The organism is Ahniella affigens, assembly GCF_003015185.1.
Lineage (GTDB): Bacteria > Pseudomonadota > Gammaproteobacteria > Xanthomonadales > Ahniellaceae > Ahniella > Ahniella affigens.
Window position 1 is genome coordinate 5,085,948 of sequence record NZ_CP027860.1, and the last position, 23,333, is coordinate 5,109,280.

The window sequence follows — 23,333 nt, forward strand, 5'->3', positions numbered from 1 at the left end:
CCTTTTGTAAATACTCGTTCTTGGGGAAAACCAAACACTCAATCTGCGACAGACAAGCGGTGCAAGTTGTCCAACTACGCTGTGCAACGAGGCGAAGTCAGTTCTCGAAGCCGTCTGAAAGCAGCGTCCCAACGATTACGCGTGACATGCCAAACGATACGCTGTTGTTCGAAACGCCGACGCCGGTGAGCAATGGGTAGCCCTGATACCAACCAAAGCTGCGCGTCGGCCACACCAGCAGCGAACCACTGTTGTTGCTGACCTGCATCGAATAGCGCGCGGCAAGTTGCGGCGCGCCGGTGCCGGGATGAATGTCGACAAACGCCAGCTCGAACGCCGGCGTGCCGACGTAGATTCGGCCTGATTGACCTTGCGACGCCATGGCCATCGTTGCGCATTGGATCGTCAACGTGTCGCACGCGCCGGGATTGATGCTGAGCCGGAGGTGGCCACTCGGGGTCGGCGCGGTGTCGATCGAAGACACCCGCGCCGCGATCACCTCCAAATCGCCGCCCGTGCATCGGGCCCGGCCAATCAGCAGCGGCTCATTGGTCAACGGCGCGTCGCGGACGATGTCGTCGAGCACCGATGCTGACGCCGTGCTGGTGCTGCAATGAAGGTCAAAGAAGCGCTGTGATCCAACGACATTTGCAGCCGGGTCATAGGGTACGTAAAGCGCCTTGGCGGCGGCCGTACCGAGCGCGTCGATCTTGCCATCTGGACGCATCGCGATACGGAAGACGCGCAAGTCGAGATTACTGAAAGACGCACTGAAGCCCTCGAAGAACTGACTGCCTTCGTACTTGATCAAGGCCGCGCGGTCGACTTCGCCGCCCTGGCCCTGCACCGCCATCAGCAAACCATTGAACCCGGGCCGGACGTTCGGCAAAGCCAAGACATCGCGCAAGGCGCCGACGCCGCCCGCAAAATGCGTCGGCATATTGCTCGATGTGAAACCGAGCAGGCTGCCGTCTGTGGCAAAGCGCGCCACTGCAACGAAATTGACGCTGAACTTGTAGACAAAGTGGACGATCTCGGCCCCGCCTTGCACGACGACGACCGCGCGCGTCTGGATCTGATCCACGGCGCCGCCGACCACGCCATCCGGAATCGGCAGCGCGTAGGCAATGCTGCCGTTCGTGCCGAAACTCGTGTCGAGCGCGCCGTTGGCCTGGATTCGGCTGCAGACAATCCGGGGCGTACCACTGAACACCTGCGCCGAGAATAGGAGGTAGGTCCCCGACGCCGGCAATTGAACAAAGCCGAGGGACAGGCTTCCGGGCATTGCGCCGGTGGCTTGGGGGACCGACACCAAGCCATCGGTGCCAAAGCTTCGGTCCAGATCCAGGGGCGATGGCGTTTGCGAGCGGGCAAGCGGCGCCGCAACGAGCAGGACAAGGACGGCAAACCAGCGAAGGGCGAAACCAGACATGCGCATGTTCCAAGGTCGAAGGAGGAAGACGCATGGTCGCTACCCGACCAAGATTGCGCCTGACCTGAAGCCGACAGCAACCGGACAGCAACCGGACACGGCAGAAAAATCGAGGTAGGATTTGGACTTAGATCAGGACTTGGGCGGCAGCAACGAGCTGCCGCATGGGGCGACTGACCATCGCGACAAGGACATTCGTGAGCAATGTTGATCCCACCCCTGCCGCGCCTCGCGCCGCGCAGCCTTTCGGGTACGCCTTTGACGGCGTTCGGTTTGAGTTGGGGCGTGGGCGCCTGTTGATCGATGGGGTCGATGCCGCGGCCGGACCACTCGTCCTCAATTTGCTGGCGGTGTTGTGCCGGTCGCCGGGCTTGCTGGTGCTCCGCCAACAGCTGTTCGACGCCCTCTGGCCACGTCAGACCGTTTCGGACGACGCCCTGACCAAGCTGATCGGCAGACTGCGTGAGACGCTCGGACCTTACGGCCACGCTGTGGTCACGCTGCGCGGTCGCGGCGTGCGTTTGGATGCGTCGGTGGTCGAAATCGAAGCTCCGGTTGATGCGGCATCGTTACCGAGCCAAAGCCGGCTCGCCGTGCCATTGCAAGACGCGGTCAACGAGGCGACGGTCCGTCCGCTCGATGCGCAAACCGAAACGCCCGCGCGTCCGGCCTGGCGCCTTTGGTTGGCGATGGGGGCGCTTCTGTTCGTCGTGTCACTCGCCCTGTGGATGGCTTCGAACGATGGATCCAGATCGGCCTTCGACTCAGACATGCTGTTGCCATCGGATCCAGCAGCAACTGTCTTCTCCGGCTTCGCGATCACAATGGAAGACCTGGATACAGCGCAGCCGGGCACCGCCGACCTGCTGCGCGAAGCCAGTAACGCCGTCGACCATGGCGATGTTGCGCGCGGGATGGTGCTGCTTCGGGTGGCGCACGATTCCGATCCGACAACCCCGGTCCCGGGCGCATTGCTGGCCTACTTTCAGGCCAGAAAGCTGCAGCCCGTCGATCCCGGGCTACAGGCCGAGGTCGCAACCCGACTGGGCGCCGCCACGACGCCCTATGTCCGCCTGCTGGCGCAATTGTCGGCCGATGTCGAAACGAGGGGCGATGGCGGCACGCCGACCATGGTTGCGATGGTCGCCATGCGCCCGGGGGCCTGGCGTCTGCAACTGCGGATCGCCCATCAGGCGATGGGGCTGCGCCGTCACGGTCCGGCCCTCGCGGCGCTCCAGCGCATTCCTGATCACGGCATCCCCGCCGACTTGATCATGACCGCGTTGGCGGACCGGGCCGCACTGGGCGACGCCGAAGCGGTTGCCGAGGCTCTGGACCGTGGCGCCCTGACCGCGGCGCCAGCGGAATACGGCCTGGCGCTGCGCGGGCGACTGGCATGGACCGCAGGCCGAGTCGAAGCGGCGATCGCACTGATGGACGAGGCCGCGGCACAGGCCGTGCTCAGCAACAATGTGCGCGGTGAACTGAGCGCGCGCATCAGTGCCGCAACGTTTGCATTTTACCGCCGTCAGATGGATGCGGATTCCAGACTGCTGCAAGCCGCCACACTGATCCGTCGGAACACGACACTGGAAGCACAATTACCCGAGGTTCTCGCCATGCGAGCTCAGCTCGCACTTGATCAGGGTGACCGGCAAGCTGCCGAGAGCTTGCTGGAAAGCGCGGCGAGCTTGTACTTGTCCACGGACTTCCGCCTGTGGCTGGAGGTCTATAACGCCCGCCTGGGATTGATCCTTCCTGCTGGCCGCTTTCTGGGCGATCTGGACCGGCGCACGTTGGACCAACTCGGTCACGCCAGCGCCTACCAATTGGCCGACGCTTGGACGGCGCAGACCGCGGGCGACTTGACTGCAGCGCGCACGCTTCTCGCAGCCGCCCGTAGCAGTGGCGTCGACGACACGTATCTGCGCGAAGATGCCGCTGCGTTGGAAGCGGTGATCAACGGCACGCACAGCACCTGCCGGCCCGACCCGCCCTACCCCAACCTGTTGCGCTTTTCGACTTGTCGGATTGAGGCCATTCCGCGTGACGCTTGGGCCACAGGGAGCAATTGAGTTCCTGTCTTGATCGTTTCGGCGACACAATTCCGCGTTGCTGTTGCCATGAAACGACTGATTCTCATACTCATCGCGCTCGTTGCGCTGGCTCCTTCGCTCGCGCTGGCACAGGTCACGTTGCTGCCAGGCAGCTTCGATTTCCGGCGCGGGGGCGAGATCATGGATCACGTCCAACTTTCCGACGGCAGTTTCCTGATCGGCGGTCGCTTCACCGAAATAGATGGCGTCCCGAGGTCCAACCTGGCACGTCTGCATGCCGACGGCACATTGGACACCGAGTGGTCGATGCCGGTAAACGGCGACGTGAGGGCGCTCGACGTGCGGCCCGACGGCTCGGTTTACATTGGTGGCGATTTCTCTCGTGTCAACGGCGTGCCGCGATTCTTTCTCGCCTTGCTGAGCCCCGGTCCGGGCGCACCTGTGCTCGACAATTGGACCGCCTCGCAGTTCGAAGCAGTGAGTGATCTCGCAGCGCTGGCAAACGGCGATTTGCTGATCAATGATGGCCGCGTCTGGCGGTATCCTGCTGGGAGCAGCGATCCCATTGCGGGATTTGGAAGCTGGGAAGAATTCCACAGCGCCACATTCGAGACGTCACCGGATAAGCACAAGGTGATGCTCTTAGACTATTACCGAGTCGCCCTGTTTTCCGACAACGGCGCGACGATCTGGATTTATGACCGCCCCACCGACATTTCGAGCATCAGCACGGCGACACTTGCGCCGGATGGTGGCGCATGGATCATGACGTACGACAATACCGATGGATGGGCCCAACGCTTCCGACGGTTGGCGCCTGACGGTCTCCCAGGTACACCAGTCGTTACGACGGTGAGTGGCGTCGTCGATCACATCGCGCTCGCTCCGTCTGGGGAACTGTGGCTCACAACCAGCTCGCGCTTCGGTATGTCCTGGGACGTGATTGGAATCCATGAGCGGGGCACGATCAGTCGACTCGACATCAATGGCACGCCGCTTCCCGGCACGATCAATGTTATGGGAAGTTCGCACCGAATCATGTTTGTTTCCGACGGCGCGCTGATTGGCGGACGAATCCGAACCACCAAAGGCCTGCTAACGCCCGGTCTGACGCGGGTCGATTCGACGCTCTCGACCATCGGTACGGCTCCAAAGGTGCTCCGTACGGGGACGTCGATTCAGCAAGCAACTGCCTTGCCGGACGGTGGCTTCATGATCGCCGGTGACTTCATTCGCGTGAACGGCCAAGAGCAACGGTTCTTGATGCGCCTTGATGGCAACCTCCAGATGACGAACCATCAGTGGTCATTGGATAGCGTGCCGACGGCTGTGAGTTTATCGGCGGCTGGCGATTGCTATGTCGGCGGACTCACGCCACTATTGGCAACGTCCAATTTGCCTCATCTGCTGCGCCTGAACGCCTGTGCCACATTGGACCCCGCGTTTGATCTCGGCGTCCCGTCCCCAGTCACGGCGCTTTTGGCGTTACCAGACCGCGTACTCGTCGGGCTGCAAGTCGAAAGCGGCGCCGATGAGGGTTATGCGGTCCGCTCGTATCCAACTTCTTCTAGCGCGCCTTTGCCCAGTTGGTCGATCGGCTTTGATCATGCGGTGTCTACGATGGTCGCGATCAACGGTCGCATCTACATCGGGGGTAGCTTCTTTCGCGTGAACCATGTCTTTCGAAATGGGGTGGTTCGATTGTCGGCCAGCCTGGACGGGGCAATCGACTCGACGTGGACCGCGGGCGCGACACCGGGCCGGGTACTGTCAATGCGTGCGGCCCCCGATGGCAGTTTGATCGTGGCGGGTGTGCCGTTTAATCCGCCGTATGACAAGACGCTCTTGCGGCTCTCGCCGTTGGACGGAAGCCGTGATCCACTTTGGACGCCGTTTGGGGACCAGGACAATGGCCTCTCGATTCGAGCCTTGGCGATTCAGGAAGATGGCTCCCTCGCAACAGCATGGGAAGGTAGCTCTTGCTGTATTGAGGCGATGACGTCATCTGGATTGTTTGGGGCGTCGAGAAGGGCGTTCATCGGCATGGTTTCGGGCGGGACCATAGCTGATCTCCAACCATTGCCGGGTTTCCGCCTATTGATTCTGGGTGAGTTCTCCAGTGCCTTTGGACAACCAAGACAGAGTATTGCCGTGTTCGGAAATACGCAGGGACCGCTGCTGAAGGACTCGTTCGAATAAGCGGTTATTCGGAACCGGCATTGGAACCAATTCGAATAGGGAAGACGCGCAATCGATGCGCCTCCGCATCGACACTGCGAGCCACCCCGATCGCGCCGTGCGCCGGGGCGACCCTTGTTCTACGAATCAGTTCAGCCGGCAGTCAACGCGTAGCCCTTCCACATCGAACCAGACACTGTGATGGTGCCGCCTTCCAGCACCTCCGTTTGGGTCTGCGAAATTTCCTCTTCCACGAGGCGTTGCCCCTGTCCCGTGAACGGTGCCACGACCGACACATAGAGTGAGCCTCGGACGTCTTCGAGAAACAGGCCGCCGGGCCAGATGACCTGCGGCGCGTAAAGCGGGTCGCCGCCTTTGGCAATGGCCGTCAGTACCCCAATGCCATAGTTGTTCGTAATCCGCACTTCGTTCAACACCAGGCCATCGAAATGTTGGTGAATCACGGCACCGTGCAAGGAGGGATCTTGTGAGATCACCGAATCGATCGTGAACGCGGCGGTCGTTTCGGTAAACGGCACGTGCGCCGTCTCGACCGTGAGATTCGAGGGGTCATTGAAATCGTTGGAATACTTTCCGAACACCGTAAAGTCCGACGGAATGTCGATTACTTGTTGGCCACCGGGGGGTGGTTCGGCGATCCGCCAGGCGATCGATGCCAAATTCGGGTTGACCACCGGTGTCTTGAAAATGGCGAGCCGAACAACTTCGTTGGTCTGATTGCGCAGCGTGATCTGTGGCATGGTCGATCGCTCTCCTGAAGGAACCGTTGGACTCTGGTTGAGGTCATCGCGCCGGGAGCGCGTGCAGCGGTGATCACTGCCGCCCCAAGCTACACGCACCAGCCAGGGGCCACATCGGTTGAGCGCCATGCGCTCGAACTCGATTGCTGTAACCAAGACCGGTGTGGACCCGATCCTAGCAGCCCCCACGACGGGTTGCGCAATCGATGTTGAGCCCGCTGGACGCGCCATCGGCGCCCTCATACCGTCACTGAGCCGGTTGCGCGTCTCGCGAACGCACGGACTTGTCTGGCCGCAGCCAACCTTCATGGAATGGCAAGTTCGACCCGACGATTCTGGGCGCGACCTTCGAGCGTGTCGTTGCTGGCACGCGGCCGTGAGGCACCAAAACCAATGATCTTTGGTACAGGGCCCAATGTCGGATCCAACGCGCGCAACGCCGACCACACCGATTGCGCGCGCGCAAGTGACAACGCTTGATTGCGTTCGGCAGTGCCGATGTTGTCGGTATGTCCTTCCAGAATCAACTCGGTTGATGCGGCTCTGATGGCTTCTGCAATGCTCGGCAGCGCAGCCTGTGATTCGGGCCGCAGCGTGGCGCTGCCGAAGTCAAAATAGAGTCCAGGCAGCGTCACGCGCTTGTTCGTTTGGAGCATCTCTGCCAGCGGGCTCTTGGCCAACGGATACTCGATGCGGACGACGCGCAATTGCGTGTCGCCAATGCGCCACTGCAGCGCCAACGGATTCTGATCGTCATCAAGAAAGCTCAACTCAGCCTGCATCGTGTCACCGTTCTTGGCGGTAAACAGCCCCGATGCCACCAGCACCGGCAGATGCTGCAACTGGTCGTTGACCAGAACGGGCATCGTGCCGACATTCCGGCGCTTCAACTCGCCCTTGAAGCTGCGGCCCGCACTGGCGGTGAGTGCCGATGCGAGCGCCAGAATGGAATGGTTCTCGCCTGGCAGGTTTGCCGATGCGCGCTTCAAGAACGCGTCTTCCGCAACCACCGCAAAAGGCGCCACGCCGGAGTCGCGCAATCCCTTCAGCACGCTTGCCGACGCCCCCAACGCCGTCGTGCCCGGGTAGTCTTCCTCAACATCCGATTCGAAGTAGTTGCGATAGGTTCGCGCAGACTGTAGGTCTTCTGTGTGCACCAAGCGCTCGCTGGTGATTGATTCAGGTTTTCCATCTGCGCCACGGACGTCGGCAGCGTAACGGAGACGCCAGCCCGACGCGTCGATTGATTCCAAGAGCTTTCGCGATTCATAGTCGCCGTCGGGCTCGGCGATGGCTGTGGTAATGGTCAGGCCGGGTACGAGCGGAATCTTGGGCGGTGATGCCGTTTCACCTGAGGCGGCCGCCAACACGAAAGAAGCAAAAAGGGTGTTCAGCATGAGCCTTCCGGATTGCACAGTTTCAGGGTGAGTTTGTAGGTGCCGTTGGCGGTGCCGTTCCCCTTCTCGTGCCGAAACGTCTCGTCAACCACGAATCCTTTACTCGTTTTTTTGACCGCAGCACGGATGCCGTCATCGCCAAACGCACGCTCAATGAAGAACCCGCCGTTCTTGTACGGCAGTTCGAACGTGGTGAACTGAGGGCCGAGCATGGCCGCGAGCGGGCTCACCACCACATAGACCACACGCGCCACGGCGTCGTAGTCGCGCGTAGCCGGTTGACGCCGCAGGCTCAACACGCCGTCGACAATCTCGCCTTCCACCGGCACAAAGAAGCTGTAGGGTTTGACGAACACCGCTGCGGCTTTGCCCTCCACCTCAATCGGCTTTTCTTCCTGGAGCGTCGAGTTGGGATTGACCGGCGTGCCCGTGAGCAGATTCAGGATCTCCGGCTGAGGCAGTACCGCGCGCTTGTACAGAATCGCGCCTTTGGTCAAACCAGGCCAACCGATGCGCAAGGCATCCTCAGATAGCGTGAATTTGGTGGCTTGCCCCAAGAAGTCGCCCTTGACCGCGACCGCTTGTCCGTAGGTTGTGCCTTTTGCGTAGCGAAGATCGAGGCGGCCCTCGAACTCAATCGTGTACGCCCACCACACCTGACCGTCTTGTGCCCGGAACTCGGCATGCATGCCGCCAGTGAACCGCCCGGCTAGGCGCTCGCAGTACTTGGCGAATTGCCGCTGTGCCACGAACGACCCCAAGTCAAACGCCAGTCCAAGTGCGCCACTCTTGATCGCCTCCTTCGCGGCTACCTGAGGCGGAACCAGCTTGAGGTTCCATGCGCTTTTGATTTCGGCCTCGCCTACGGACAGCGCAATCTTGCCCGCCTCGTTCGCGGGAAAGCCGTATTTCGTGCCCAGCCGGCTGGCAAGCGCAGCACCTTTGCTGGCCAGATAGTCGAAGGCCACGGCCTTGACCGCAGCGACAGGCCCGCCAGCCAGGTTGAACAACGCAGAGGCGAAGTTGAAGCCCTCCGTCACGCGCTCCAGTTGTTCGCACGTAACTCCAGCGCGCCGGCTCTGCGCCAATTCATTGACGATGCGTGCGCGCTCCTTGGCGCTCTTGGTTTGCCAGTTCGCCAGTTCTTTTGCCAAGGGCTTTAGGGCTGGCTTTAGGGCCGGATAAGTCTTGGCCGCATCGGTGAACGGCTGGGTCAGTTTGCGGACATCGCGAAGCTCTCTTACTGCTTGCTGCAAACGCGGCTTCGCGGCAGTCCATTTGGTGAGCAGTTCGTCCCGATCTGGCGAATCGGGGACCTTCTTCAGCTCAGCATCGAGATCGGTCACCAGATCATCCAACACCTCGGCAACTGCATCCGCTTCGGTCTGAGCCTCGTCGATATCGTCCAGCGGCTCTTGCACGGCCACTTCAAAGTCAGCATTGCCTTTCAGTTTGCCACCCGGGGATGTGGCATGGACCTGATAGGTCCCGACTTGGTTGGTACCGCTGAAATTTAGACTGTAGTCGCCGTTTGCCGACGGCGCGACCTCAAGTGATTTGCTCGTTCGGTCCGGCAAGGTGATTTGTAGCGCCACCATGCCTTGACCGTCCAGCGGTGCGACGCCATCAATGGTCACGGGCGTCCCAGGCTCGATGGCATGGGCCGGTTGGATGCGGACGGATACGACCGGGTTGCCCGAGCCCTCGCTCTGGGCGTGACTGCGGCATGCGCTGAGTGTCAGCAATGCCAAGAGCAACCACTGATTGGTGACATGGAGTCGTTTCATAGTTGTGGGACTGCCTGTCGTGCCACAGCTTCCAGGCGTTTGCCCAGTCCTTCGGTCTTGCCCATGCCGGTGACATTGAGCGTCAGGACTCGAGTGCCCTTGCGGACCACCAACTGCTGCGTGCCAATCAGGTCCATGTTGCTTGCCGACAGCCAGGCTTCATCGCCCAAATCATCGAGCTCCTGGCCAGATTTCTTGGTCTTGGCGTCGACGTGCTGATTGACCAACGCACTGAGGTTGCCTTGCATGCCGGTCACGGCACCGAACACCTCTTGCGCCGTCGCTTCGCTATCGTTGTCGCTCACCAGCACCATCAGCATCGTAATGCTGCCCGGGTGATCGGCGCTCGACCACATGCAGGATTCGGCTTCGTCGCTCATCAACGTTGCGTGCTGTGCCAAGACTTGTTCGGCTGCTGCAGCCGACACCAGATCACACGCTCGCGGCAAGGGTGATTTTGCTGGACTGTTCTCAGCCGATGCTGGTTCGGGTGCATCAAACGCAGGCCAAGCGTCGGCGGTTTTCTCGGCATTGGCCGGCTCGCCAGAACAAGCAACGGACAGCGCAACACTGATTAGCAGCAAAAGACGGTTGAGCATGGGGAGAACCTCAGAGTTCCGGGGCGCGAACGCCCTGATAGCGGTAGCGAATCTTCATACCGGTGGCGGACTGCGCGTAGATCAAACCGTCCTGGCCGATGTAGACCTTGCTCGTAACCGGGTCAGTGCCGGACATCGTCATGGTGTATTCGACGACCGAGGTCTCGATCCCCTCGACCGTTTCGCGCCCCAGCAACCGGCATTGCGACAACGCAATCTTGCCGCTGCGCATGTCGGCCACGAGCTTCTGCTCCACCGCCCAGAATCCTGATCGCAGCTTCTTCCACTTCCCGTCCATCTTGCTGTAGAGCACATCGTCCACCACCACCGACTCGAGCCGGGTGCCATCGGCCGTTTCCATCACAGATTGCCGGGATTGCTGATGCGCCGAGGCGTTGGCGGCCTCTACATAGGTGTTGCAGACAGGGTCCAATGCCTGGGCGGCGGGCGTTGCCAGCAGGCTGGTCAACAGGAGGTAGGCGAGTGTGCAGGATTGGCAGCGCATGATGGTGGCCTGAGAGGGGGTTCTCTCTGGCTTACGCTGTTTTCGGCAGCGACCTGACAACGGCTCCCGCTTACGAATCGCGGGAGATTGATCGGCTCATCGAAAGACCTCTTCCTCTTGCGCTGACGCGGCACGTACGAAGCGCGAATTGCCGTTGCCGCTGCAGACCCTGCCTGAATCGCGACGACACGCTGCATTCCCAAGCGCGATCTGAACGTCGCCAGGGCCAAGGCGTCGGGTCGTCGCGTACTGCTGCGTCTATGCGTTCATCGTGGCGCATTGGTCGAAGGCCCGCTCGCGCCCGGGATCAGTGCCGTCAGAGGCACCATCGCATCGATCCGTGCCTCGAATTGGTAGAGTGCCTCTGGATAGACGCCAGACGCGTCAGGTGGCGCGTTGGCGATCTGGCAGCCGTAGTAGTGGTGGATCGATTTTTCGCGGCTGGACGTCTTGACCCGGGTGATCGCGGATGGATTGTCGGTTGCCATGACCGGGCAACCGTCAGTGGTATTGATATATTGGTCGTTTAAATTGAAGTAGCCAACGTCGTTGATGGCATCGATCAGAGCCGCGAGCTGCTCAGCACTCAGTTGCTGGTGCGCAGGACCAAGCAACGGCACGTCACGTTTGCCCAAATAACTGACGCGGCCATCGCCATGAATGGTCAGCTCGTAGTCTGGGCACTGTCCGTAACAGCCGGTTCGGCGCAGACTAAGTTGCTCGAACTGATGGATCTCCGATGTCGCGGCAGGTCCGGCGGGCGCTGGAGCGGGCTCACACGCACCGATTGTGGTCGTCAAGCCGATGAGGAGTATGGCGGACAGCGTGTGTTTGGACATTCGAGGGCTCCCGTGTGGCTGCCAGTGAACGGCCCTCGGCTTTATTCGGGGTTAGTTTGCTTCTGCGCAGCGTGGCGGGCGCGAACATCTTCGTACGCAGCGGCCAACAGCGCGTGCAACGGCGCATCATTCGCAGTGTCGCCAAGGCTGATTTTCACATGGCGCATGAAGCGGCCGTTGCCTGACAGGATTCGGGACGGATCCGGCAACACCGCGCCAAAGTAGAAGCCAACGTTCAGATGCGTCGCGAACAAGTTGACATAGGCAAACGGCAAATCGCCGACACACGCAGTGGGGTGGCCATCGTGAAGCAGTTCGATGACATCGCCACCTTGGCTGCGAAGCGCATTGAACCAACTTCGGGCGCGTTCACGCAGGGGGTGACTGTCGGCCCGTAACCATGCCTCGACAGCCGGATCACGGCTTTGTCCGCCAGCCAATCGAAACAGTCGCGTGTCAGACACCATGACAACCTCTCTCCAAACGCAGCAAGGTGAATCATCGCCAGTGGCTTTGGCGGACGCAATGCGGGTCCTGTCCCTGATGGGACAGGTCATGGAAGTTGGCGTGAATGTCGGCCTTCGACCGTAGATGCTGCCGCATCAATCGTCGTGGTTGTTTGGCGTGTCATGTTCAACGTCGCAGGCGGAGACCCGCAAGTTCGGTCAAAATGGCTGGCAATTCGGTCGCCGAACTGGCGATCAGTGCGGAATCAACCTGACCCGTGATCAAGCGCCGGGCCGACCGGCTGGCGAGGTAGTGCGCTGCGAGTGGCTACCGGATCTCCCGATCGTAGTCGTCAAACTCGTACGCCACCCGTTCTCCCATCTCATTCGTCACAGCAGTCCGGTTGCCATTGTCGTCGAATTCCTGATGCAAGGTTGTGACAACCCCAGTCGAACTGGACTTGCGCGCCCAAGTGGGCTTGTACTGAGGGTGCTCATACCGAAATTCCCAGGTGATCTCCGCATCACCTTCGCGGATGACCCTGGTCAGAATATTGCCGACGCGGTCGTATTGAAATTCCGTGCGCGCGCCATCTTCGATGTCCTCGACAGTCATCCACTGGTTGCTGTCGTACTCGTAATCCGTCGTTTTTCCGGATCCGTCTACATCGCGGGTCAGATTGCCTGACCGGTCGTAGGTCTTGGTACTGACCCGGCCATCGCCATCTTCATATCGGATCAAGTGATCCAGAGCGTCATAGGTCGCTTTGGTCATTCGGCCATCAACCAGCACCGTCGTCGTAACATGGGTCGCGTCATCGTAGAGCTTGCGAATTTCGAAATCGTCTTCGTCGAGCAACAGCTTGGTTCGCTCTGTCCAACGATCACGTGCGTCGTATTGATAGCGTCTGCGCGTTTCGGCATGGTCGATCTCGGCGACCATGCGTCCGCGGGCATCATGTTCGTATCCCTTCTTCAACATGTCCGACCCGGCTTCAGATGCCAAGTAGCCCCAGTCGTCATAGGTGTAACGCCACTCGCGCCCTTCACTTGATTGCTTTTTGACCAGCTCGCCGCGAGGCCCGTATTCCAGCGCCACCTCGAAGTCGCCCCGCACGATCAACTTCCGATTGCCGCGCGGATCATAACGATACAGGGTGGCGATACCGCGCCAGTTGAATTCTTCGGCCACCCGCTCACGTATGCCAAGTTCAGAGAACTTCTCAGGATCAACGTACCGCCAACTGCGCTCAATCGGGCGCCCATTGTCAAGTTGGCGCCGTTCGAAAATGCGGTTTCCATACTCGTCGTACTCGAAGGTTGTGACCAATCCATTGCCATCCGTCTCGCGCGTGACCAATCGAAGGTTCAGTCCGCCATATTCGCTCGTTGACACGACGGATCCCAAGTGACGCTCGACCGGCAGGCCGAGCGAATTGAAAAGATACTTGTTGCGCAGGCCAGTGCTCCGCACAATGACCGTTCGTGGCACCGATCCGTGGGGCTGCTCGACCGTGTCATAGACAAAGGTCATGTCACCAAAGGTCGACCCGGACGTTGCGACGACCCGAGTCCTTGCGATTTCGCGGACTTCCCCCGATAGGACTGGCAGCTCGCGGCCGCCCTCATACGCAATCTTTCGACGCCCGGTTCCGATGCCATCGCGCATCTCAACGAGCCTGGAGCCCAGCGAGCGACCGCCGACTACGACATCCTGATAAACATATTGCGTGTCAGTCGGTCCCTTCCCGGACTGATCCGAACGGACGACGCGAACCAGATTGCCACGGTCGTCCTGCGTCAACTTCAGCTTCCAGCCATCGGGTCCGAGAACCTCGGATAAGAAGAGTGCAGTACCTTGACTAATCGACTTGCCGTCGCGCGCCGCACCTTGCACGGGTCGTTGCAGGTATCGGAACTTCAGTTCACGATCCTTCGAGATCGATGCGGCGCTCAGGACTTTTCTGCCCGCCAAGGTCTCATAGACATAACGAATCTCGTTGCCATTGGTGTCGACGACGCGACTGAGCCGCCATTCTGTGCCATCGGGTTCTTTGTAGTCGTACCGATATCCATTCTTGGCGTAGATGGCGTAACCGCCCTGCTTCAGCGGGCGGACGATGGTGTGAAACCCAAACAGCGGCACAAAACGCGATTCGCCGTCTACTGCTTCGCGACGAAAGTGTTGGGTGCCACCGTTTTCGGAATGGATTGCCAGCCGGCCACAGGAGTCAAAACTCACACGTGATTCGGCTGTCGTGGTCCAGCCACGCCCCGCCAATCCAAGCGCGTCTCCCGAGTCGGCGTCGTAGCCGCGCTCAAACTCCAAGCTCGGCCCAAATCCCTTGAGCTCGATATCGATCGTGGACGGAAAAAAGTCACCGTCGAACAGATCCACATCATCCAGTATGACGTGCGACAAAGGCATGTGGTCGGATCCGATTTGCCGGGTGATTAGATCAATGGTCCACGACTGTTGCGTCGGGCCGTTAGCACCGAGCTCAACGGTCAATCGATCAGCGTCTTCGGGCAACCGCAAGCGTCGCAATGATGCGTCGGAGACCCCCGAGAAGAGCTCGTGATCCTCGTGGCCTGCCCTCGCTAACACTCTCAATGTTGATCCTCTTGCTGCGTCGATCACAAAGGACCGATCATCGGGGCAGAAGTAGTCGTTGCCAATGCTGTAGTCGTCTTCCAGAACGAGCTCGGCGGGTTGCTGGCCGGCGATGCGCAATTTGACCGTATCGGCCGCTAACTGGTCATCCGCAAGCCCCCAGGACACCGCAATGGGTTCGACCGGCGACGCAACTGGTTTGGCGCTTTTGCCGTCAGTGCCTGTGCCGGCAGCTGGCGTCTGCTCGTGCTGGCACCCCAGCGCCATGATCGCGACCATCGCGATGAAGGCTCGAAATGTTCTCTGGACAGACTGCTTGAAGGTGCGATCGGTCATTGCTTTGGAATCGGCTGTTTCGGCTTTCTTGATGGCTGATCGGGATCGATGGCTGCGTCGGCGGCGGTCTCCAATCGCGAGACGATCTCCCGACCCTTGTTGATCCGTCTCACCACCTTGTTGAATTCGTCGACCCGGCTGTCGTCCTCGAACACAAACGTCCCATCGTCCTTGATGGACCAACCCCCTTGCTGGTCCTTCAGGATCGTCAGGTAGCGGATAATCTCCGCCCCCCACTGGGCTCTTGCCTCGCACAGCTCGTCCAGTTGTTTTAGAAGCGGTTCACTGCGGTCACGTGAACTCTGAAGGAAGTCTGCGCGTGCATGAGTGCTCATGCCACTCGCGGTCAGGCGTTGCTCGATATCCGCGATTTGTCCGGCAAGATGGCGCTGATATCGCCGTGACTCATCTATCAAGAGCTGGGTACGCGCAATGCGCTGATTCAGTGCGCCGGGCTGGTCAATGTCGACCGAGTTCAACGGATCGGCACGACTGAACTCCACGATTGCACCAACGAGACGAAGTTCATCGTCCGTGCTGGCGACCAGATGCTGCTTGGTGATTCGCACCAACTGCTCCATTTGCGGCGTCAGACTGGTTTCTCTCTGGGCGTTGACCAACGCATTCACCCGATCGGTCCGCTGTTGCCACTCGGAATAGCGGAACGACTCGTCTTTGGCTTCCTTGTGGATTGCCCGGATCCAATCCGCGCGAATTTCGGCGATCCGCCTGGATGCGCTGACGTCGACCACCCAGCTCGCAAACTTTGCGAACTGCCCGAAGGCAATCAGTAAGACCACCGCGATGAACACCCCTTGGACCGCCGACGCTTTACGGGTCACGAACCAGAACGGCAGCGCAATGATGAGCGCCACGGTAGCCGTTCCGGACACGCCGCTCATGAACGCTCCGACGAACGCCGGTCCAGAAGCCATATCTGTTACGGCCTGAAAGAATGCGCCGATGCACAACACGAGGCAACCAACAATCCACGGCCATGCGCTGCCGAATGACGACGCACCCTTCGCTTCAATAGTCATGTTGTTGCATAGCCCCCGAATCAGCACTGCTTGCGTGACTCGATGACGCGACTGATATGCGCATCCGAAACTCCCGCCCCGTGTTTAGCTTTGCCATGCCATCTTAACTTGGTTGGTGAAAATCTCGCAAACCCGCAAGTTGACTCGTGGGCAGCGTTAAGGCGCATATGAACGAGTTCAGAGGCGGCACGGGTCTGAACGTCCTAAACAGATTTGTTCAGACCCGCCTTAACGCGTGTGTCGCGTCATTGATGTTAACCGGGCTGGTCCGCACGAGCGGTTCGATTCCATCGCCGCTTTGCGCGGATGTCCGAAATGCGGCGACTTGTCACGCCCCCTTGATCTGGGTCTCTCATGACGACTGGCCGACAAATGCCATGCTCGTCATAATGGAAATGCTCAGCCAGATACTGAGCACGCTGAGCACAGGTTGGCGCCGGATTTGGCCTGCCGTGGATCAGTCGCGTCGTGAAGCGAACTAGTTCAGAGCACCGCTCGGGAGGGTCTGAATCGGACTTTCAGACCCGCCATGAGCCCGGCACTTGTCCGGACTTATGGCTCCAGAATCAAGCACTTGCGTACTCGATTCTGGGCGGGCCTTCCCAGGCCCGCGTCGCCTCTGAACTGGTTCAGAGGCTCCCTAGAACTTGAAACCAAAGCTGGCGCGGATGGTTTCGATCTCGGCGCCAGACTTTTGCCACTCCAGCGATAGCCGGGTTCGTGCACTCATCGCATACGCCAGCCCGACACCGCCAACCCACTCGATTTCTTTGTAATCGGGAAGGCTATTGTCGGCATGAAAGGACGCGCGCTGGAAACCGAGATGAAACATCGGTTGTAGCGACGCGTCAGCGCGAAATGTCTTGGCCACCGTGAATTCGGTCGCGTCCAGCTTGTATTCGCCCGGAAACACGACCGCCAGACAAGCAAGACCAGGATTGTTCGGGCAACGATTGATCCCGAACAGATGATCCACCTGCTCGTGTAACAGTCTTACCGACCAGTTTCCCGGCAAGTCCCGACTCACCGACAAGCTTGGACCCCGCCGATTGAATCCGAAGGTCCGCGCATCCCAGCCGGTGGGCAAGTCCAGATAGCGCGTGACATCGATGTTGGTCACCCCGACCGAGATCGTCCACGGCGTGTCATTGGCGCGAACCAGTTGCGGCGCCAGGGCCAGGGCAAGTAGCGATACGGTGAGAGCGCGGCGGGATGGCGTCGGCATGGTGGTCGTAGAGGCTGGGTCAGTTCAAAAGCGTTATGTGGGTCACTCGGACGGTTCAGTGCCTGAACTGGCCTGACTCGTGCCATGACTCGAAAAATACCACGAAGGACTTTCTCGCCGTTCAAGTCAATGCCGCGTGACGCGTTGTCCCCGATGTGTCGGCTCGCACGTCGTCGCGCGGTGCGTTGGCCCGAATCGCTCCGCGCTCCGGGTTGTTGATACGTCAGATCGCCGAAAGGCTCATTCGAAGCTATCCCTGAACAGGGCGTCGACCGCGTCGCAGGCCGTTGGCAGGCACTCGTGGCCGCTCAACACTTGCACGTCATCAATGAGCCAGCCGCTGCTGACGACACTGCAATCGCTCCCCATGCGCCAACGCAAGCGGGCCATCTGTGACTGCGCGGTCGCCGGCAGTTGGACGCGGGTGACGAGACCATTTCGCAAGCCGGTCCAAGCGGGTCGCGATGCGAGGGGTCGTGGCGATCCGCTGCAGCTTTCGTTCGACAGCGCTTGAATGTATCCGCCTTCGAGAAAGCTGCCGCCGGCGGTGATGAGGTCTTGATAGGCCCCGCCGTCGAGACTGATCTCCAGGACGCCGCCGTCAAAGCCATTCTCGAAGTTGAACTGGTGCTTGAAGGTCAACACCGCGTTGGCGCTTTCTACCAAGAAGGCTTCCGATGTCAGCGCCGCCTCGCCGGTAGTGGATACCCCAACCGCCATGACGGCATGGGGTTCGGAGGCAACACTGCTGGCGACAGTTTGCCAGGGTAGCGCTGCACCGGTCTCTGCAGTTGTCCACGTCTGCGGCAGCGTGCCCAATACTGCGGTGTCAAAGTCTTGCGCCAAAGCGACCAAGGGGCGACCAACGGCAATCTGGCGGTTAAGTGCGATCGGGCCGAGACTGCTCTGGACATGAATCGCTAAATCGATCGGTGTGCCGCAGACTTGGTTCGCGGGCACGTTGACCTCAAAGTCGCGCGACACTGAGCTTGCGGTCGGGATCTGTCCGTAGCTCTGGCTGCCACCTGGCGCGATCGTCACGGTCGCATTCTGCGCCGTGCTGCCGGTTGCGTTGGCTACGGGTACCGACACGTTCAAGATCTCGCCTGGCTCCGCATAGCCGTTGCTATTGCAGCGCGAATCAGAGATCCCAAGCGCTTCCGCAACTGCCAGATTCGGTGTGTTGAACGACTCCACTACGGCGTTCGCGCCATCCGTGCTGGCGCCCACCCCGAGGCCGCGTGCGGCAAATCCGCGCCAGAGCGCCTGCATTTGCTCCGGCGCGCTGATCTCTGCTGCCGCCAACAGCGCGTCCCGCGCATCGATGAAATTCGGACCAATGGGTGTCAGCTTCATGCCGTCGACCATCAACTGCAGCATCAACTCATTACCTTGCGTAAATCCCACGTCGGCGATCAGTTCCGCGCGCGCTTCGAACAAAGCGGAGCACCAGACCACGCCGCGAAAATGCGTCGCCCCAGCGGCCGGCAGGAACGACGGATTCGGTGCGAACGCCGCGTCGGCAACATTGAACTGGGTAGGATCGATATCTGCAAACGTCAAAGGGTTGTGTGGCCGATTCTGCGGGCCGCCCAGGGACGTTCGGACCGCGTAAGGAAAGCTGCGAATGCCGTAATAGCCATGGTTCTCGCCCACTGCACCAAGCTGGCGTGCGATGTAGGACCCGAACGGATAGGTGCCATTGATCGGCTCGTTGGCCTGTGCCAGCGCGAACCGCGCAAAGCAATCCGACCAGCCTTCGCCCAGGGCTGGCCCTTGGGCCGAACTCAGCCCGAGGCCATTGCCGATCAGTCGTCGCGACAGGCCATGCGCCAGTTCATGCACGACGACTTCCTGATCCAGGCCAGCATCCCGATCTGGCGTCGTGGGTGTGAACACCCCGACTTGCAAGCGCGTCGTGGCGCCATCGGCACCGGTCAGCATGACGGCGTCGTTGACCCGTGTGCTGTCTTGCAGTTCCACATTCATGCGATCGCCCGCGACGCCGCCGTTGCCGAAGTTGTCGTTCTGGAAATTCCCGGCAGCCTCGACAAATCCGAGCTCGTAAGTGCGGTCATGAAACCAGTTCGCCCAGTAGAAGGCGTTGATGACCGTCCCCGTCTGGAATGCCGATAAGGGTCCACCACCCGGCGGAATCGGTTCGTCACCCGGATTGCCGCCTTGGTCCTCGCGGCCAGGTGAGGGATTGTAGGCTGCGCCAAAGAATCGACCTGGCGTGCCCTCGACACGGCCAGAAGCGTCGATACCATTGACACCATCGCGATCGATGCCGGCATCGACATTGTTGCCGGTCGTGATCCGTTGCCCATCCGGAATCCAGCCGAGCAGATTGAATGCCTTCAGCGGTGGCGTTATGGTCGTTCGTGAGATGGCCTCCTGAGGCTGGCTTCCATCGGGCGCGTTTGCTCCGGGGCTCATGGGGGCTGGGCTGTCGTCGGCATAAGCCGTAACGGTGATTGGCTGACTCTGGTGGTCCAGCAGGTTCTGCCACCACAGCACCGTTTGGTCGTCCACGTCAACGAGCACGGACCACGCTTCGGTCGCCCCGATGAGTTGTACTTGCCATGCCAGTCGCGCCACCTTCGGCTCGATGGCAAACACCACCGGTTCGACGCTGATCTCGGTGGCTGACCCGGCCGACCCGAATCGCTGCGCGAACGCGGCAACACCCGGCCGGTCTGGAAGTTTCGTCAGCGGCGAGGTGCCAATCGGAAACGCCACTGCGGCTGCGGCCGCACGGATCGCCGGCATGACAGCGGTTGGCTCACGCGCCAGCGAGCCATCAGAAGGGATCGCGATCGGCGATCCGATCACCCGAAACAATCGGTCTTCAGCATCGAAGGCGCCGGTGATCTCGGTGCCCAGCACCACGCGCCCGTTTACCAACTGACGCAGGCGCACCCACGCCAACCCGCCGTCCGGATTGCGATAGTCCGCCACCACTTCGAGCGCATCGATCAATTGGGGATCCACCGAATAAAGCAGCGCATTCGCGCTCAAGAACTCGCGCAGTGCCGCGACGCGCTGCCCCGGGGCGGCGGCGGCGGCGAGCCGACGTTGGGGCGACTTCGGTGCGATCACGCGCACCTGGCCATCGGATTCAGCCCGCTGTACACGGAGCGTCTTGCCTGCATCCACCGCCAGAGCGCGCTGCAGGCTTTGCTGGCGACCGGGCTCCAGCGCACTCGCGCGCTCCGCATGCTGTTGCCGATAGCGGAGCGCCGCGTCACGACGATCGGCGCGAATGTCGTACTGATCGGTGGCCCGGGCGGCCTGCCCAATGGCGGCAACCTGGAGGAGCACTGTTGCCAAAAGCAGCGGCGCGAACCAGGTTCTGGCGCGCCTTGCTGCGTATCGCGTCGAGTGAGTCAGCATGCACGGCTCCTGGGACATTGGTTCTCGGCATACGCCGAAATCGCCGGCGACCTGACACGCGGTCCGCGCTTGCTCTCGAATACATCCCATAGGGGGTCAGAGTGGATGACAACGGCTTGTGCTGTGGCCGGCGCGACTGCGAAGCGAGCTTGCTGAGCGACCTACGGCGCTTGGACATGCGCCGTTGTGCTTGCCTCGCAGTGAGATTGGTTGGAGTGGTTCACGTTGGTGAAGACGCTGTGGCAGGTTGGCGGCGCAATGCGCTTGGCTGATTGCGACCTACGTACCTGGGTTGGCGACTTGGCGAGGCATCGCGCGTGAATCAGCCGCCGCTCGCGCGCTTGTAGCGCTGGGCCAACGGGCTCTCGGCATCGGCGGCGCCGACAATTGGCAGCAGGGCTTCAAGGCGTGACGCGGCAAGTTCGGATTGGCCATCGAGACGTAACAACTCAGCATCGAACACAGCGAGCATGGGCTCATTCGGGGCCTGAATCAACAACTCATCCAGCCAGCGTCGCGCCAGAGTGGCACCTACATTGGTGATCAGGCTCGGAAGGATCGCGCCCCGCAAACTCCGATGTTGATCGGCACTGATCTCGCCGCGCAGTACGGCAGCCGAAATGGCTGCATCGCTGTCCTGAAGCGTTTGCAAGTCGTCTTGGGTCACCCCATTCACGGCTGCCTGGTAAAACGGCACGGTTTTGTCGAGCAGAGCCACTGAGCCGTTGGCGAACTTCTGATAGGCAAGCCGCAGATCCGGCACGGCCTTCAGCAACTCGTCAAAGGCATCACACGCCAACGCCGCGCGCAACTTCAGCTGTAGTCGGGAGAAGTTCTGCACTTCGGAATCACTCAACACCACGTTGGCATCAATGTATTGGACAGAAGCCGGATAGCCTTCGGCCCGCGCGATGGCATCGGCCATCGGCCCGTCGAGTTGCTGCACGCGCTCATTGAGGCTGAAGCCTGGCGCGAGTTTCGGGTAGGCCGCCTGCATCAAGGCCAAGGACTCGCGATGCCGGCCCAGTCGATCCAGATAGTCGACCCGCTCCAACAGAAACGCGAGCCGGGAATTGTCATTGCTGGCCTCTAGCTGCTGCTGAATGGTGGCGGCCAGCGCGCCTTCAAAATCACCACGGGCGAACCGTATGCGCGTCAGTCCCGCTCGGGGCGTGCGCAAGTTCGGGCTCAACACCATGGCCTTCCGATACCCCGCTTCGGCAGCATCAAACTGACCATGCTCTTCGTCAGCGGCTGCCTGCTGCAGCCACGCATCGGGCTCATTGGGCGCGCGCTCAATGGCCATTGTGCGCAGCGCTTTTGCAGCCTTGGTGTCGGTGCGCAAGTCATACAACCTGGCGACACGCAGGAGCTCCGACGTCCCCGGTCCGTTTTTGGCGAGTTCGGCCAGTTCGGCCAAAGCGGCCTCATCACCATTGCGTTGAAAGCGCATCTGCGCAAGCGTGAAGCGTGCCTCGCTGGCGGTCGGGTCCGTTTGCACCCAATGTTCCAGAATCTGCTCTTCGGCCGCCTTGTCGGTGCGCAAACGCGCGTCGAACAGCTGCACCTGAAAGCGCGCAGAAACGGGTAGCTGGGGCAACTGCCGCATCAGGCGGCTGATCTCCGTCATCATCAGATCCCGTTGCCCTTGTTGGTAGAACGCCAACATGCGTGTCCAGCGCGCGTATGCAAAGGTGGGCGCTCGACTGAGCACCGAATCGAGGATCGGCAAGCCCTCGCTACTTTGATTGTGGAGCTCAACCGCGTCGCGCGCCCTGGCGTAGTCGCGCAACACCGGCCATTGCTCGCTGCTGATGCTCGACAGTGGCGGGTCCTCGCCAGAAAGCGTCACGCCAGTGCCAACCATGAACGCCCGCACTGCCGCGCCCGCCTGATCAATCAGTGCGATCGGATCGCCAGCCTTGACCACAACTTCCTCATGCACTTCCTGGGGACGCCAGCGTGTCATCGCCAATTGCAGTTCGAACCCCTCGACACTTTTTAAGACTTTGCCGGTGACCACCGCCTGCATCCGCAAAGACGACGCAACCAAACGCCAAGCGCCGGTTTCGGCCTGACGCGGGTCCAAAATGCCCTGCGACGCAAAGGTCGCGGCGATGCCACGTGGGCCGTTCGCGATAAACGATGTCGTGTTGAAGCTAGGCTCATAAAGCAGATCGGTTTCGAGCAGCCCAGGAATCGCAAAGGCGAGTTCATCACCTTCACCACCATCCGACAGATTTCGGAAGCCGCCGATCAGAAGACCGGGTTTCAATTGCGGCACCGTGCTCTTGGCGACCGGAGTCGTTGTGTTTTCCGGACTCGGTGCCGCGTCAGGCGGCGCACGGCCTGGCACCGCGACCGCCAAACCGACGGCCAAAGTCAGATTCCCAACGGTGATACCGATATCGCGCCCGCGCCACGACATCGCACCGTCAGCGCCCACCCGCCAGATCGTCCAGACAACAGCAGGCAGCACGCTCAGCGCCGAAACCAAGAAGCGATCGACCCAGATGTCGGCAAATCCGTAGCGCCCGACGACGAACGTGATGACCTCCGTCCCCGCCCACACCGAGCCGAGATAAGCCAACAGCAGGTGCGGCACGCGCCGCTTCAAACATTCTTGCCAGAATTCCATGAGCACGTCGCTGGTTTCGGTTTCATAGTATAGACGCGCCGCACTGCGCCGACCGGGTTCTGCGAGTCGCTCCGCTTGCGCCA

At 60.7% G+C, this 23,333-nt stretch carries 15 protein-coding genes; 2 read left to right on the forward strand and 13 right to left on the reverse strand.

All coding sequences use genetic code 11. The features are described 5' to 3' along the window. Nucleotides 1-97: 97 nt before the first annotated feature. The gene (locus C7S18_RS19665) at nucleotides 98-1,432 is read right to left on the reverse strand and encodes a hypothetical protein (RefSeq protein ID WP_146152019.1); all 1,335 of its coding nucleotides are present in this window, start codon (nucleotides 1,430-1,432) and stop codon (nucleotides 98-100) included. Nucleotides 1,433-1,596: 164 nt separating this feature from the next. Between C7S18_RS19665 and C7S18_RS19670 the strand changes: the two genes are divergently transcribed. Together C7S18_RS19670 and C7S18_RS19675 are read left to right on the forward strand one after the other, a co-directional pair. Beyond that, a complete protein-coding gene (locus C7S18_RS19670; protein ID WP_106893163.1) occupies nucleotides 1,597-3,507 on the forward strand; it encodes a winged helix-turn-helix domain-containing protein in 1,911 nt (636 codons plus the stop codon). A 48-nt stretch (nucleotides 3,508-3,555) separates the two neighbouring features. Beyond that, entirely contained in the window at nucleotides 3,556-5,688 is a 2,133-nt protein-coding gene (locus C7S18_RS19675; RefSeq protein WP_106893164.1) for a delta-60 repeat domain-containing protein, read from the forward strand. Between the two features lie 131 nt (nucleotides 5,689-5,819). Here C7S18_RS19675 and C7S18_RS19680 read toward each other — a convergent pair whose 3' ends face one another. The 12 genes from C7S18_RS19680 to C7S18_RS19740 all read right to left on the reverse strand — a co-directional run bounded on the left by C7S18_RS19680 (nucleotide 5,820) and on the right by C7S18_RS19740 (nucleotide 23,250). Next, a complete protein-coding gene (locus C7S18_RS19680) occupies nucleotides 5,820-6,428 on the reverse strand; it encodes a hypothetical protein (RefSeq protein WP_106893165.1) in 609 nt (202 codons plus the stop codon). 305 nt (nucleotides 6,429-6,733) lie between these two features. Next, complete coding sequence (locus tag C7S18_RS19685) at nucleotides 6,734-7,825, reverse strand: OmpA family protein (RefSeq protein WP_106893166.1); 1,092 nt, start codon at nucleotides 7,823-7,825, stop codon at nucleotides 6,734-6,736. Further along, on the reverse strand, nucleotides 7,819-9,612 hold the full coding sequence (locus C7S18_RS19690) for a hypothetical protein (RefSeq protein WP_106893167.1): 1,794 nt from the start codon (nucleotides 9,610-9,612) through the stop codon (nucleotides 7,819-7,821). Before C7S18_RS19690 ends, C7S18_RS19685 begins: the two co-directional genes overlap by 7 nt. Further along, a complete protein-coding gene (locus C7S18_RS19695; protein ID WP_106893168.1) occupies nucleotides 9,609-10,211 on the reverse strand; it encodes a hypothetical protein in 603 nt (200 codons plus the stop codon). Before C7S18_RS19695 ends, C7S18_RS19690 begins: the two co-directional genes overlap by 4 nt. Nucleotides 10,212-10,221: 10 nt before the next feature. Further along, the gene (locus tag C7S18_RS19700; RefSeq protein ID WP_146152020.1) at nucleotides 10,222-10,680 is read right to left on the reverse strand and encodes a hypothetical protein; all 459 of its coding nucleotides are present in this window, start codon (nucleotides 10,678-10,680) and stop codon (nucleotides 10,222-10,224) included. Between the two features lie 302 nt (nucleotides 10,681-10,982). Further along, nucleotides 10,983-11,555 (reverse strand): DUF6438 domain-containing protein, encoded by a 573-nt coding sequence (locus tag C7S18_RS24580; protein WP_170113016.1) that lies wholly within the window; start codon nucleotides 11,553-11,555, stop codon nucleotides 10,983-10,985. A gap of 41 nt (nucleotides 11,556-11,596) precedes the next feature. Then, the gene (locus C7S18_RS19710) at nucleotides 11,597-12,022 is read right to left on the reverse strand and encodes a DUF1801 domain-containing protein (RefSeq protein ID WP_106893171.1); all 426 of its coding nucleotides are present in this window, start codon (nucleotides 12,020-12,022) and stop codon (nucleotides 11,597-11,599) included. A 307-nt stretch (nucleotides 12,023-12,329) separates the two neighbouring features. Next, nucleotides 12,330-14,951 carry a DUF6531 domain-containing protein gene (locus C7S18_RS19715; RefSeq protein ID WP_106893172.1) on the reverse strand — a complete coding sequence of 874 codons (2,622 nt, stop codon included), beginning with the start codon at nucleotides 14,949-14,951 and terminating at the stop codon, nucleotides 12,330-12,332. Further along, nucleotides 14,948-15,991 (reverse strand): hypothetical protein, encoded by a 1,044-nt coding sequence (locus C7S18_RS19720; protein ID WP_106893173.1) that lies wholly within the window; start codon nucleotides 15,989-15,991, stop codon nucleotides 14,948-14,950. The genes C7S18_RS19715 and C7S18_RS19720 overlap by 4 nt, the downstream gene beginning before the upstream one ends. A gap of 640 nt (nucleotides 15,992-16,631) precedes the next feature. Further along, nucleotides 16,632-17,216 (reverse strand): hypothetical protein, encoded by a 585-nt coding sequence (locus tag C7S18_RS19730; protein ID WP_106893175.1) that lies wholly within the window; start codon nucleotides 17,214-17,216, stop codon nucleotides 16,632-16,634. Between the two features lie 240 nt (nucleotides 17,217-17,456). After that, nucleotides 17,457-20,612 (reverse strand): M36 family metallopeptidase, encoded by a 3,156-nt coding sequence (locus C7S18_RS19735; protein ID WP_170113372.1) that lies wholly within the window; start codon nucleotides 20,610-20,612, stop codon nucleotides 17,457-17,459. A 322-nt stretch (nucleotides 20,613-20,934) separates the two neighbouring features. Further along, nucleotides 20,935-23,250, reverse strand: coding sequence for a tetratricopeptide repeat protein (locus C7S18_RS19740; RefSeq protein WP_146152021.1), 2,316 nt, complete (start codon nucleotides 23,248-23,250; stop codon nucleotides 20,935-20,937). Nucleotides 23,251-23,333: the final 83 nt, after the last annotated feature.